Genomic DNA, 14,055 nt, shown 5'->3' with positions numbered 1-14,055 from the left:
CTTATCCTGGGTGCCCAATAAACGGCACTCTTTTCAAAAATAGTTTTAATGCCTGCCAGTAAATTCCTTTACAGATTGAAACTGTCATAGCTGGAAAGCGTCTAATTACTTTAGTAACATTCGCTGCTGTTAAAGCATGTCGTTTAAGCCGTAGTGTCGCATCAAAAATTAACATATCATCTTTTTTATTTTCAATATGTATTAATGTATGCTTATCTGGATTTCGAACTGTCCAATGATAATCCATGTCCAAATCCATAAAAGGTGATACGTGAAATACTTTCTTAAAGTTCACTTTTTTATTTAAATTGACAAGATAACAATGGCATTCATTCCACGGCGTGTTGCTCACTTCAGCTACCATATGAGTATAATTACCGTCTGTATCACTAAAAAAATAGAAATTAACAGGGCTAAAATAAATTCCAAAGCACCGAACTTGGCAAAGCATCATGACATGTTCAGATTCTGCAGGTTGTCCCAGTTTTTCGGTGATATTTAACGCCCTGTCTTTTAATGCGCCCTGTTCTGATTTTAAGTAGTCAGCCTGATTAAACTTTAGTGCTTTAAACCCTTTCGTACCCAGCCATGGATGAATTGAGTCCAACCGATCAACCTCATCTAAATCTATCCATGCCATGTACATAGGATATTTAAATGTATGCTTTTTTGGTGATGAGCGGCGATGCCTAATATCACCTAGGTAAAGCGCACTATTCATTTGCATCTTAGAACTCAACCCCAAACTGCTTTGCAACATCTACCGCACTTTTCACTCCATCTTCATGAAAACCGTTAAACCAGTATGCCCCACAAAAATAGGTGTTATGTTTGCCATCAATCAATGGTTTCTGTTTCTGAGCCGCTATACTGGTTTGATTAAATACTGGATGATGATATTTGAACTTTCGTAATACCTTACTCTCATCAATTCCTTTGTCATAATTCAACGTGACACAAAATGGGATATCACTTTTTATACCTTGCAATATGTTCATCTGATAGGTCACTACTGCCGCATTATCCACAGCACCGTCTAAAAAGTAATTCCAACTTGCCCATGCAGCCTTTCGTTTTGGTAGCATTTTCTTATCAGTATGTAACACCACAGAGTTTTCTGTATAGGGGATACTACCAAGTACTTTTCGCTCATCTTCGGAGGGGTTTTCTAATAAAGATAAAGCCTGATCTGAATGACATGCAAAAACTACTTTATCGAATTCATACTCCGCTCCATCAGTCATAACCACCACGACACCTTGCTCATTACGCTGAACTTTATCAATATTAGCGTTTAGGTGAATATTGTCTTTAAAGGACTGAACTAAGGGATCAATATATGTACGAGAGCCACCAGGAATAACATACCATTGTGGTCGATTTGCTATATCCAATAACCCATGATTGAAAAAGAACTTCACAAAAAACTCGACTTCAAAAGCCTCCATTTCCTGGATACTCGTTGACCAAATAGCGGCGCCCATCGGCAATATATAATGTGTTTTAAAAAACTCATTAAATTTATGCTCATCGAGCAACTCTCCAAGAGTTGACAAGTCGCCATATGCCTCCTGAGCATAGATAGCTTTACATACTTTGTTAAATCGAACTATGTCGTACAAAAGCCGCCAAAATTTTGGCCTAACTATATTACGCCGTTGTGCAAATAACGACGCTAAAGTATGTCCGTTGTATTCAAATTGTGTCTGCGAATTATGAACACTAAAGCTCATTTGTGTAGGCTGCCTAGACACACCAATTTCGCCAAGTAACTTTTCAAAATTTGGATAAGTTCGATCATTAAAAACGATAAAACCAGTATCAATCGCATGCTTTTCGTTCGCGACTTCAACATCAACCGTCGCAGTATGCCCACCAATATAATCGTTTTTTTCAAACACGGTTACTTTGTTATCTTTATTTAATAGGTATGCTGCTGTCATACCTGATATACCCGTGCCAATTATTGCAATATTTTTCACCTAGATAGTCCTTTTGCTACGATTCCCCACAAGCCAAATGGCAATACCTGGAATAGTTTCATTATTAATGTAAAACGTTTTGGAAAATGTATGTCTTTCTTGCGCTTCGCAATGCCTTTCTTTATATACTGAGCAGCGTCTTCGACGCTAACAGCCATAGGCATAGGAAAATCATTTTTTTCTGTTAAGGGTGTTTTTACAAATCCCGGATGTACTACGCTTACGTCGATTTCTTGTAAATCTACTGCCATTGTTTGAGCCAAATAAGTGGCCGCAGCTTTCGAAGCTCCGTAAGCCTGTGCACGAGGTAAAGGTAAAAAAGCAGCACTGGAACTCACTATGACGAGCTGCCCTCCAGGCTTCACTTTATTCAGTAGCACATCCAAGCAGTACCCAAGAGACAATAAATTTACCTTTATTACGCGCTCGAATAACACGCTATCAAAATTGAGCGCATCGTCTATGTACTCGCAATTCCCTGCGTTGAGTATCAAAACATCTAAACTCTCAATATCCCGCGTTTTTGACCTGATATCTTCAATATCGGTCACGTCAAACTGTAAAGGCGTGACATTCGCAGTGTTCTCATAGTTCGCCAACGCTGCTGCATTCCTTCCACACGCAAAAACCAACGCATCACTACAATATGTATTTACTAATCCTTCACCAATTCCTGAAGTTGCACCTGTAATTAATATGTTTTTCATTATCCAGCCGCCCTTTTATCCACTACCTTTATCAATGAACCAAGAACTGGAATTTGTCTGTATAATAGTTCTCCAACATCAAAATAATCTCGGTGATGAATCACTTTGCCTTCAGAAAATATTAACTTACTATGGCCCTCTACAGTCACATCTTTACCCGAATTTAGCCTTGGGTGAACATATCTCATTCGCCAGTACACAAATCCGTTGTCTCCATCAGTAAAGCACGCTGATATATCGAAATCTATGGACTTTACGTTCGCATACAAATGCGTAAAGTAACTGGTTAACGCTTCAAGTCCTTTTACAGAATGAAGCGGATCAACAAACGTAATTTCAGGGTGATAAACGTCATCAAGTACAGATACATTATCTGCTCTTAATACGTCATACATACCGATGAATTTCTCTAAAATAGGCTCCATGTTAAACCTTAAATGCATCCAATGCGCGTTGTCTTGCTTCTTTGTGCTCAACAATCGCTGGTGAGTAATTACTCGATGAAAAAGACGCTATATAATCGTGTGGAAAATGAATATATTTGCTCGGTATATCAGCGAGTTCCGGTACATATGTACGAATGAAGTTACCTTCGGGATCAAACTTTTTGCTTTGAGTCACTGGATTGAAAATTCTGAAGTAAGGTTGCGCATCACATCCAGTGCTAGCCGCCCATTGCCACCCCCCACTATTGCTCGCAAAATCTCCGTCGATCAATTTCTCCATAAAATAACGCTCGCCTTTTCGCCAGTCGATCAACAGGTGTTTTGTCAAAAAACTTGCTACAATCATTCGTAGTCGATTATGCATCCAGCCGGTTTGATTAAGTTGCCGCATTGCAGCATCAACGATAGGGTAACCGGTATCACCTCGGCACCAAGCGCTGAATAATTCCTCATTATCATTCCAAACAACCGTATCATACTTACTATTAAAGTTACGATATTTACATAGGTTAGGGTACGCCACGATAAGATGTCGGTAAAATTCACGCCATATTAGTTCATTGATCCATGTAAACTCGTCTTTGCTTGGGGTTTGCAAAATATCAGGGAAGTGGCACTGTACTTCTGCTATCAATTGTTTTACCGATATAGCACCAATTGCTAAATACGGGCTAAGACCTGATGTCCCTTTAATACCTGGGATATCTCGCTCGGCATGATACTTAGCACATTTTTCAATGACAAACCGACTGGCAATTCTCGCCAGACTTTCATCGTCAACTGGCCACTTACAAGAAGAATCATCTCCAATCAAACTGTCGGGTTTGCACCATACTGTCGTCAATTTTCCTTGTTGATCTAATGGCCAACTGGGAACTATAAACTGTGTTTGTTCAAATAGTTTTAGCCATGCCTTTTTAAAAGGCGTAAAAACTTTAAACATCTCCTGACTTTTAGTCAATACAGAGCCAGGTTTTGCAATTACATCACCATCAAACAACCGAAGCTTTACACCAAGCGACATACAGGCTGTATCGCGTGCAACTTCATTAATTTCATATTCTGTATTGGCATACACATAATCTACTTGGTAAGACTTACAAAACGCGTCTAGTTTTGCAGGAATGTCGGCATACATGTCTACCGAAATTATACGTAACTCAATTCCAACCTGCGCGAGTTTCTGCCCTAAGTAATCGATTCTCCTTTTGATCAAATCTATTTGTATAGGCGCAACACCATGCTCCACCCGCCATTGTTTTTCACACACAAAAAACAGCGCCATATTGGCGCCGTTTTTTGTTGCTTCAATCAGTGCTTCGTTACCAAAATAACGAAGGTCTCGCCGAAACCAAAATATACTTTTCATTAGATGCCGAACCTCAACTTCAATTCGTCTGGATAAGGCCGAAAGTATATCTGCTGCTCTAAATAGTCATTTTTATGAACGGTTAGGTGGTGTTTTATCAGTGTCAACGGAACATATAAAGGTACAATTCCACCACGGTACTGCTCAATTGCTTGGCACAACTCTTCTTTCTCTACTTTCGACAACGAATTCTTAAAATAGCCTTGTAGATGACTTAATGTATTGGCTTGATTTTTTCTTGATGCCGGACGCGATAGCCCCTGCATCAAACCTGCAATGTATTCTTCTTTGACTTCAGCAATATCTCGTCCTGCCACATTACCCAGTAATCTCCCAAGCGCCTTGTAAGACTCGTAGTTATGGCTCATCAATAAATATTTATGCTGCGCGTGAAATTGCGTTAAATCATGAACACCGACGCAGTCTAGGTTGAGTTCTTGCCAATGCTTATAGACATATACACGCATTACAAAATTTTCTCGCAAATGAATATCACTTAATCGCCCGTTTTCTTCGCAGGGCAAATTAGGGTTGTGTTTCATTATTTGCGCAGCAAAAAAGCCAACGCCTTCTGACGAATTGCCCGTCCCAGCCTCATTATAAACTTTCACACGTTCCATGCCACAGCTAGGACTTTTCGCACAAAACACAAAACCAGATAAATCTTTGGCCTGTTCGTACGCTACCTTCTCACCATACTGGGTCAGTTTCTCACCAACGTCTCCAGACCCATCTGGGCGACATACTTTGATGGTATCGCCGACTCTTACTTGCCTGATAGTTGCCCTAGGTATCGACATTCCAACCGCAACTTCTGGGCAAAACCGTTTGTATTCCACATAATTTCCAAGCTCATCCATACAAAAGTTAGACCGTTTGTGCCCTGTATCAAAGCGCACCTTATCTCCGGCTAAACAAGCGCTTATACCGATTTGTATTGGCGATTCGAATGTCCGCATACTTTCTCTCCTAGTAAATTAGATTACCAATAGGATTTAACAGCTTGCTTAACCCTTTATTAAAATGCAATGCGCTATTTACTAGCGTGAAGCACAAACAACCATCTTTTGTTTTCGGTGTATGGCTGTGACGCCCATCAAGCCATATAAAGTCGCCTGCAACATAACTCCCCGATTCATCCTCGAAGCTACCATCTAACAACAAAGTTAATTCGAAGCCAGTATGCGTATGGTTTGGAATTTCTCCCCCAGGTGCGATTTGCAACAAACTCGCTCTTGCATCTCCATCGTCTAACTCCAAACGAGCCCTAGAGAGCTTTCCTACATGAGAAAAGTTTGAACGTGTAACACTAGCAATCGCTCTTGGCACAATCGCTTTAGCATTATGGTACTCAATCACCTCAGGCTCATATGCCTTTGCAACATCCGCTGAACTATCAGCTGTAATGCTCGACATCATTTGATCAAAATCCATATCCAGCTCGCCAGTGAAGCCATCATCGAACACCATATTACTGTTCTCGAGCTCGTATGCTGCTACTTTTTTTGCACAACACGGGCACATCTCAACGTGTGCAGATATCGCAACACTCAGTGAAGCGGGCAACGCCCCCTGTGAAAACTGTTCTAACATCTCTAGAGTCGGGTGATGTTTAATCATGGCTGTCTCCCATTTCTGCTCTTAATTTCTGAAGTGCCAAGCGCAAACGCGATTTGACGGTACCCACGGGTATATTCAGCTGTTCTGCTAGCTGCTCTTGTGACATTTCCTGAAAATATACGCCTTTCACAACTTCTTGTTGCGCTATGGGTAAACAACTTATGTATTTTTGAATCTGCTTATCTTGAAGATGATCATTAAAGCCATCATCGCTTGTGTAACTTTCTTGCAATGTGGGCCAAATATCTTCACTAATGTGATCTTCTTTTTTACTTTTTATTTTTCTCAACGCATCGAATGATGCATTTCTCATTACGGTATACACCCAAGTGGTTGCTGCGCCTTTATCTTTGTTGTAAAGGTGTGCCTTTCGCCATACCGATGTCATAGTGTCTTGCACCAGTTCCATCGCCATCGCTTCCGATCCGTATTGTTTTATCCCAAAGCGTTTTATCTTTGGAGCAAAATATTTAAACAGTACTGAAAATGCATTTCTATCTCTTTGTTCAGCAACTTCTACCAGCGCTTCTGAAAGAGCTTGTGTTGGCGTTTCTTCCATACTTTTATTATATCCAGACTTTAGCGGTGCAGCTGAAGTCGGTGTTTGGCTAACCATAATATCTTTCCCGTTTAACCTCTATAACAGTACATTACGTACAACCGCATCAAACCGATCACTCTGCTTCAATTAAAATAGTATGAAGGAAGTTTGTGACTTGATCAAAGTTGCTCACAGATTTAATTTTAACTTTTTGACTTGTTTCCATCGGCAGTAACTCTAACCATCTGGACGCAACCCACATCGGTGTATTAAAAGACTTTTTTTGATAAAGAGAGTCTATGTGTGGGTGCCTTTTGAAAATACTTTTGAGCATGGCTGACAATTCAAGATCGAGCGCCGATACTGTTTGACCTTTGGCTACCCAAAGAGGACTTGGTATAGACGTGATAGTGCCATGTCTGAGCCCAGTTTCATCTAGATATACATTTTCGATTTTAACTCTATTAAGGGCGTAAACATCTATCAACAATTGGCCCGCATCGTCTTGTGAAAAATCAACAATTTCAACATACACGCCTTCTTCTAGCGCTTCGTCTTCAACAAGTCCTGAAACAGTACACAGTACAAACCCCATTTCCTGCACCAATGCATTTTTCACCATTTTCATATATCTATCTTCAAATATCCGTAAGCGAGTGTACCCTTGCGGAAGAAGAAAAACGGGTAACGGAAATATTGCTCGGTTCATAGATATGCAGTAGTTTTAGAAATATATAGTGCATTACGTCTTAATCTGTAAACTCGATCATTCTAGTGTTAACTAATATTCAAGCCCATTGATAAACCCGCATGTTAATTTTGTCTTTGATAAAAATGACCCCTTCCATCTGTAATCGTGTTTTTTGCTCCGTATACTTTTGCGATCCATAAGGGAATGAAATTTTTCCTTGGCTATTTACAACTCTGTACCAAGGAAGTGTGCTCGACTTTGGCAACTCTTTTAACAAACGACCTACAGCTCTGGCCTGTCGTGGCAACCCAGCTAAATCTGCCAACTGGCCATATGCCGCTACTTTTCCTGCTGGGATCCCGCCAATTAAAGTAAACAAACGCTGTTTATGTTCGTCTTGCATAAGCCTCTCCTAATGCTTGAAACTCTGACCATATCGACCTTGCAACTGGACCGTGGTGCTTACAATGCTGTCTAAACACATGAATACCTGCAGTAAATGAGTCTTGTCTGTCAGTAACATGGATTTGTTCCAAGATCCCCGCATCAATTTCATTTTGGCAATGGCTTAAACTGATCATTGCAAACCCGACACCAGATAATAAAAATGATTTAATCGACGCTATGTCATCCAATTTCATAATATTAGCGCCACGCGCATATGCCAAGCGTTCACTATCAAAATCAAATCCACTTTCAAACATCGCTAAACAAGGGTAATTAGCTAGTTCATCATAAGTTAACGATGGAGGTAAAAGGCCCTTTTTAGCAACTAACCCCAATTTAAATTCTCCTATCGCAATAGACTCTAAATCTCCCGTAGCATGAAATAAATCAAACCAAGGGCCAATACCTAAGTCTGCGACACCGGTGTTAACTTGATCTAATGCAGCAAATCGTTTGCCACTTGTGATGGCAATTTCTGTTTGAGTAAAACGCTGAAAAATAGAAGCAACGACCTGATTATACGACTCATCAGCCATAATTTGAAGATCATCTCTGACGGCTAATAATTTAACCGATTCTGAATAAAATCTGCGACCTTGCTCAGTAAGCGTGACCCGATAATTTTGCCTATCAAATAGCTTAAACCCTAACTGGCCCTCCAGTCTCTTCATTGATTGTGTAATAGCTGGCTGGGTCTTATACAACTTGCGTGCGGCATCATTGAGGCTTTTTGAGTGTGCGACCACATGCAGCATTTCGATATCTGAGATCTTCATAAATTAAATTTATATAGATTAAAATATTATATAATTTTAATTTTATCGTGGTTTTCTATATTGTGCACCACAATGTTTGATACTTCCAAATAAAGATGGAGTTTTACCATGCTTAAACTTACCGCCATTGTCTCTACTTTACTCCTTTTAGTGGGTTGTCAGGATGCACCTGAACAAAGTAAAGCCTCTGATGTTATTCGCCCAGTAAAGTTGGTTTCAGTTATTGACTCTCAACACAGTATGGTTAGAAGTTTTCCTGCAGAAGTGGTTGCAAACCAGGGATCCTATCTTGCATTTAGAGTCAACGGTGAGTTACTTGAATTTCCAGTGCTTGCAGGTCAAGAAGTAAAAAAAGGCCAACTACTAGCAAAGCTAGACCCTGAAGATTTACAATTGCAGTATGAACAACGCAGTGCCCAATATGACCTCGCGGTATCACAATTAAACCGAGTGAAGTCTTTATATGATAAATCAATTACCTCTAAGTCTGAATATGATCAAGCGCTTGCTAACAAACAAGTTGCTGAATCGGCTTTTAAAATTGCCAAGACCAATTTAGATAATTCAGAACTCAAAGCTCCATTTAGCGGCACCGTTGCTAAAGTGTTTGTAAAAAACTATGAGAACGTGGTCGCTAAACAGAATATTTTACGCTTGGAAACTCGTGACATGATGGACGTTATTATACAAGTCCCTGAAAAACTGGTTGCACGTGTAGACAAAGACCTAGATTATCATCCGAACGTTGTCTTTGATGGGTTTCCATCAAAGTCCTACCGTCTAACGATTAAAGAGTGGGATACCCAAGCCGACCCATCAACGCTGAGCTACAAAGTCGTGTTTACCCTGCCGATCCCCACTGATTTTAATTTATTAGCAGGCATGACTGGTCACGTTTATATAGACCACAGTAAAATCACGAAACTGCCCGCAAGAAAACTATTTATTCCGGTTGAAGCTGTATTTTCAGAGCAAACGCAGCCTATTGAAGGCAGTTCTTTTGTATGGTTATTTGATGAACACACCAATACTATATCCAAACAGTCCGTTATTGTTGGCGATATGTATGATCAAGGTATTGAAATACTGTCAGGATTAACACCTGATGATATTGTCGTTGGTGCAGGCGTACATCACCTAAAAGAGGGATTACAAGTCCGCCCATGGGCTAAAGAGCGAGGGCTATAACGATGAGTCTCGCAAAATGGTCGATTGAAAATTCGGTAATTAGCTGGATGTTTGCTTTACTTCTCCTTTTAGCTGGAACCGTTTCATACTTCGGACTTGGCCAACTAGAAGATCCTGAATTCACTTTAAAAAAAGCTATGGTAGTCACGCTATACCCCGGCGCCTCTCCGCGGCAAGTAGAAGAGGAAGTGACCTTTCCCATTGAAAATGCAATTCAGCAATTGCCTTATGTTGACTATGTCACCTCAATATCTTCCGCTGGAAAGTCTCAAATCTCAGTGGAAATGAAAAGCACGTATCGAAAAGACGATCTTAAACAAATATGGGATGAATTGAGAAGAAAGGTGAATGACTTACAGAGTAATTTACCTCCTGGCGTATATCCTCCAAAAGTCATTGACGATTTTGCAGATGTCTACGGTGTTATGTATGCAGTCACAGGTGACGGCTACTCATACGACGAATTAAAAGATTACGTTGATTATCTAAAGCGAGAGCTGGTGCTAGTAGATGGAGTCAGCAAAGTTACCGTTGCAGGTGAGCAACAAGCACAAGTGGTCGTAGAAATTGCAACTCAAAAACTCTCTCAGTTAGGCATAGCACCGTCCAGAATATTCTCGTTACTACAAGCACAAAATAGCGTTTCTAATGCAGGTAAGATACGCGTCGGTGACGAGTCAATTAGGCTTCATCCAACAGGTGAATTTCAAAATGTAAAAGAACTAGAGCACCTTTTAATTTCAAAACCTGGCGCTAAAGAGTTAATTTATTTGGGAGATGTGGCAACAGTCAGCCGTGAATATGCAGAAGTTCCAAAACACATAACCCGCTTCAACCAGCAGCGTGCATTACTTATTGGCGTGTCGTTTAGCTCTGGTGTAAATGTCGTCGATGTTGGTCTTGCGATGGAGCAACATTTAGAAAGTTTAGACTACCAGCGGCCACATGGTATCGAAGTAAACTCCGTTTACCATCAACCAAATGAAGTTAAGCACTCCGTAGATGGCTTTATTGTTAGCCTTATGGAAGCTATTGCGATAGTCATACTGGTTTTATTACTCTTCATGGGCGTCAAAAGTGGCTTGCTTATCGGTGCTGTGTTACTACTTACTGTGCTAGGTACCTTTATTTTTATGAAGTTGTTTGCTATTGACCTACAACGGATTTCATTAGGAGCATTAATCATCGCATTAGGCATGCTCGTGGATAATGCGATAGTCGTGACTGAAGGTATACTGATCAATTTAAAACGCGGTCAAACAAAAGTACGTGCTGCAATTAACATCGTAGAACAAACTAAATGGCCACTGTTAGGCGCAACCATTATCGGTATTACCGCATTTGCACCTATTGGTTTAAGTAGTGATGCCAGTGGAGAGTTTGCAGGATCTTTATTTTGGGTTCTTCTTATCTCACTGCTACTCAGTTGGATAACAGCCATTACTTTGACTCCTTTCTTTGCTAACTTACTCTTTAAAGAAGCGCCACAAGGTCAATCCAATTCCAATGATGACCCATATCAAGGTATCATTTTTAATTGTTACAAAGCGCTTCTTTCAACTGCACTGAAGTTTAGAATATCAACGCTTGTTTTTATGGTTGTGCTGTTAGCAGCCTCAGTGATCGGCTTCAAGTCAGTCAAACAATCATTTTTCCCAGCTTCAAATACACCAATGTTTTACGTAGATTACTGGCATTACCAAGGAGCTGATATTAGAAGTACTGCTGATAACTTGGCAAAGGTTGAAGCTTTTTTGCACACAAATGACCTTGTTCTTGAAGTAACCTCTACGATAGGACAAGGTGCGCCTAGGTTTATGCTTACGTATTCACCTGAAAAGCAATATGATGCTTACGGTCAATTGATAGTCAGAGTTAAAGATCGTGAAGCAGTCTCTAATATGATTTCCAAACTCAGAGAATTTGAGCAAAACAATATACTATCTGGCACGCTTAAAATAAAACGAATGGAAATTGGCCCCTCTACAAATGCAAAAATAGAAGCTCGTTTCTCTGGCCCAGATCCTGTCATACTCAGGCAGTTATCAGCGAAAGCGCAAGCCATATTTGCTAACGATTCTAAAGCATTTAACATTCGCGACGATTGGCGACAACGTACCAAGGTTATACGTCCGGAGTTTAATGAACAAAAAGCACGTCGCTTAGGTATTAGTAAATCAGATCTTGATCAGCTATTGCTAACCAGTATTTCAGGCAATAAAGTCGGCTTATATCGCGATGGTACACAACTATTGCCCATCGTTGCTCGCTCACCTGAAGAAGAGCGTAAAAATGTTGAAAACCTGAGTGATCTACAAATTTTTAGCCCAGTATTAAACATATATGTACCTGTGACACAGATTGTAGATGAATTTAAAGTGCTGTGGGAAGATCCATTGATCATGCGCCGAGATCGTAAACGAACTATTACTGTCATGGCAGATCATGATGTAATTGGTGATGAAACCCCAGCCAAACTATTTGCACGGGTTAAACAAGGTGTAGAAAATATATCACTGCCGAATGGGTATGAAATGAACTGGGGTGGTGAATATGAATCATCTTCCAAAGCTAAAACAGCCATTTTTGGGTCACTCCCACTAGGTTACCTTGCTATGTTTATGATAACCGTCATGCTATTTAACTCAATTAAACAACCATTGGTCATATGGTCCACTGTACCACTTGCGATTATTGGTGTGACAGCAGGCCTTGTATCACTAAATGCGCCATTTAGCTTTATGGCATTGCTTGGCTTACTTAGCTTATCAGGCATGTTAATAAAAAATGGAATAGTGTTAGTCGACCAAATCAACCTTGAATTAAAAGGTGGGAAAAGCCCATATACCGCCGTATTTGATTCTGGTGTAAGCAGGGTAAGGCCTGTTTCTATGGCTGCGATTACAACGATTCTAGGAATGATCCCTCTGCTCTTTGATGTGTTTTTTAAATCTATGGCAGTCACGATTATGTTTGGTTTAGGGTTTGCGACAATACTTACCCTTATTGTCATACCCGTTATGTACTGCCTATTGTTTGGGATCAGACCTACAGCAGAAAAGATTTAGATCTAATACCAACCTATATTTAATGTTCTTTCAAGTCATCACTGGCTTGGAAGAACATTACAAAGAAATAGTGATTGCATCCTATTAAAACTTGAGCATCACCTCACTTTTGTATCTCATTTCACTGGTCCCTCATCAATATAGGCATATAATAAAGCCAGAAAATCTCTTTCTGGCTTTATGTCTAGTTCAAATTCTTTAAACATTATGGCGTTTTATTTTTTCAACGATAATGTCCCACCTTTTCGACGAGTAGATTTATTATTTATTGAGGACTTATTATCTCGAGGATTTTTCCTCGTTGATTTTTCCGCTTTAAAGGGCTCTTTTGACCTATCACTATGGGAATGAGGTTTGCGTGCTCGAGGTGACTGTGATTTTTCCTGCTTCTTAACTTTGTCAGCACTATCGTTAGATGTACTACTTTTTAAGCTTCTTTCAGGCTTTTTGTTTGGATCTACAGATCCCTCTTCTGTTTTAGCCGAAGATGCAATTGAGCCGTTAATTTCATGCATTTCTTTTTCACTTAGATGACGCCATTGACCTGCTCTGAGCCCATCTAGTTTAACATTCATGATACGAACCCGTTTTAAGGTAACAACTTCATAGCCTAAATACTCGCACATTCTACGGATCTGGCGATTTAGTCCCTGTGTTAAAACAATAACAAATTCTTTATCATCCGTTTTTTTAACATGACATTTTTTCGTAACTGTATCAAGAATAGGGATACCACTGGCCATGCGTTCAATAAACCGGCTGTTAATTGGTCTATCAACCGTTACCACATACTCTTTTTCATGATTATTGCCAGCTCGCAGTATTTTATTAACGATATCGCCTTCGTTGGTTAAAAATATTAGCCCTTCTGAAGGCCTATCTAGTCGGCCAATTGGAAAAATTCTTTCAGGATAGTTGATAGCACTTACGATATTACTTCTAATTTTTCGTTCGGTGGTACATGTGACGCCAACCGGTTTGTTATAGGCGATATAGACACATTTTGGCTTTTCTTTAAGAGGCTTTCTATCTACTGTGATTGTATCTAAATCACTTACCTTCTGCCCCATTTCAGGTTGAGCATTATTAACCCTAACTCTGCCCGATTCAATGAGTTTGTCAGCTTCGCGACGAGAGCAAAATCCCGTTTCGCTTATATATTTATTTAGGCGGGTTAATTGTGTCACTTTTTACTCTTCACAACAGAAAAAAAAGTATTT

14 protein-coding genes are annotated in these 14,055 nt (G+C 40.0%); 2 read left to right on the top strand and 12 right to left on the bottom strand.

All coding sequences use genetic code 11. The features are described 5' to 3' along the window. Nucleotide 1: 1 nt before the first annotated feature. The 11 genes from PCIT_RS20605 to PCIT_RS20555 all read right to left on the bottom strand — a co-directional run bounded on the left by PCIT_RS20605 (nt 2) and on the right by PCIT_RS20555 (nt 8,579). Nucleotides 2–721 (bottom strand): DUF1365 domain-containing protein, encoded by a 720-nt coding sequence (locus PCIT_RS20605; RefSeq protein ID WP_040696374.1) that lies wholly within the window; start codon nt 719–721, stop codon nt 2–4. Between the two features lie 7 nt (nt 722–728). Beyond that, the gene (locus tag PCIT_RS20600) at nt 729–1,982 is read right to left on the bottom strand and encodes an NAD(P)/FAD-dependent oxidoreductase (protein WP_010361898.1); all 1,254 of its coding nucleotides are present in this window, start codon (nt 1,980–1,982) and stop codon (nt 729–731) included. Then, the gene (locus PCIT_RS20595) at nt 1,979–2,689 is read right to left on the bottom strand and encodes an SDR family NAD(P)-dependent oxidoreductase (protein ID WP_010361897.1); all 711 of its coding nucleotides are present in this window, start codon (nt 2,687–2,689) and stop codon (nt 1,979–1,981) included. The genes PCIT_RS20600 and PCIT_RS20595 overlap by 4 nt, the downstream gene beginning before the upstream one ends. Beyond that, complete coding sequence (locus tag PCIT_RS20590) at nt 2,689–3,114, bottom strand: nuclear transport factor 2 family protein (RefSeq protein WP_010361896.1); 426 nt, start codon at nt 3,112–3,114, stop codon at nt 2,689–2,691. Before PCIT_RS20590 ends, PCIT_RS20595 begins: the two co-directional genes overlap by 1 nt. A 1-nt stretch (nt 3,115) precedes the next feature. Continuing rightward, complete coding sequence (gene phrB / locus PCIT_RS20585; RefSeq protein ID WP_010361895.1) at nt 3,116–4,504, bottom strand: deoxyribodipyrimidine photo-lyase; 1,389 nt, start codon at nt 4,502–4,504, stop codon at nt 3,116–3,118. Beyond that, nucleotides 4,504–5,463, bottom strand: a complete 960-nt coding sequence (locus tag PCIT_RS20580) for a YbgA family protein (protein WP_010361893.1) — start codon at nt 5,461–5,463, stop codon at nt 4,504–4,506. The genes phrB and PCIT_RS20580 overlap by 1 nt, the downstream gene beginning before the upstream one ends. Nucleotides 5,464–5,473: 10 nt before the next feature. Continuing rightward, complete coding sequence (locus PCIT_RS20575; protein ID WP_010361892.1) at nt 5,474–6,124, bottom strand: ChrR family anti-sigma-E factor; 651 nt, start codon at nt 6,122–6,124, stop codon at nt 5,474–5,476. Continuing rightward, a complete protein-coding gene (locus tag PCIT_RS20570; RefSeq protein WP_010361891.1) occupies nt 6,117–6,740 on the bottom strand; it encodes a sigma-70 family RNA polymerase sigma factor in 624 nt (207 codons plus the stop codon). Before PCIT_RS20570 ends, PCIT_RS20575 begins: the two co-directional genes overlap by 8 nt. A 58-nt stretch (nt 6,741–6,798) precedes the next feature. Beyond that, nucleotides 6,799–7,374, bottom strand: a complete 576-nt coding sequence (locus tag PCIT_RS20565) for an LON peptidase substrate-binding domain-containing protein (protein WP_040696359.1) — start codon at nt 7,372–7,374, stop codon at nt 6,799–6,801. A gap of 79 nt (nt 7,375–7,453) precedes the next feature. After that, on the bottom strand, nt 7,454–7,759 hold the full coding sequence (locus tag PCIT_RS20560) for an MGMT family protein (protein WP_010361889.1): 306 nt from the start codon (nt 7,757–7,759) through the stop codon (nt 7,454–7,456). Then, complete coding sequence (locus PCIT_RS20555; protein ID WP_192992832.1) at nt 7,743–8,579, bottom strand: LysR family transcriptional regulator; 837 nt, start codon at nt 8,577–8,579, stop codon at nt 7,743–7,745. The genes PCIT_RS20560 and PCIT_RS20555 overlap by 17 nt, the downstream gene beginning before the upstream one ends. Before the next feature lie 108 nt (nt 8,580–8,687). Between PCIT_RS20555 and PCIT_RS20550 the strand changes: the two genes are divergently transcribed. Both PCIT_RS20550 and PCIT_RS20545 read left to right on the top strand, forming a co-directional pair. Then, nucleotides 8,688–9,767, top strand: coding sequence for an efflux RND transporter periplasmic adaptor subunit (locus PCIT_RS20550; RefSeq protein WP_010361887.1), 1,080 nt, complete (start codon nt 8,688–8,690; stop codon nt 9,765–9,767). 2 nt (nt 9,768–9,769) lie between these two features. Then, entirely contained in the window at nt 9,770–12,835 is a 3,066-nt protein-coding gene (locus tag PCIT_RS20545; RefSeq protein WP_010361886.1) for an efflux RND transporter permease subunit, read from the top strand. A gap of 215 nt (nt 12,836–13,050) precedes the next feature. On the opposite strand, the gene rluF is transcribed toward PCIT_RS20545, so the two are convergent. Next, the gene (rluF, locus tag PCIT_RS20540) at nt 13,051–14,022 is read right to left on the bottom strand and encodes a 23S rRNA pseudouridine(2604) synthase RluF (RefSeq protein WP_010361885.1); all 972 of its coding nucleotides are present in this window, start codon (nt 14,020–14,022) and stop codon (nt 13,051–13,053) included. Nucleotides 14,023–14,055 lie beyond the last annotated feature (33 nt).

This window comes from Pseudoalteromonas citrea (genome assembly GCF_000238375.3).
Taxonomy (GTDB): Bacteria; Pseudomonadota; Gammaproteobacteria; order Enterobacterales; family Alteromonadaceae; genus Pseudoalteromonas; species Pseudoalteromonas citrea.
The sequence above is the reverse complement of the archived record's forward strand: the minus strand, read 5'-3'. Positions and strand labels throughout refer to the sequence as shown.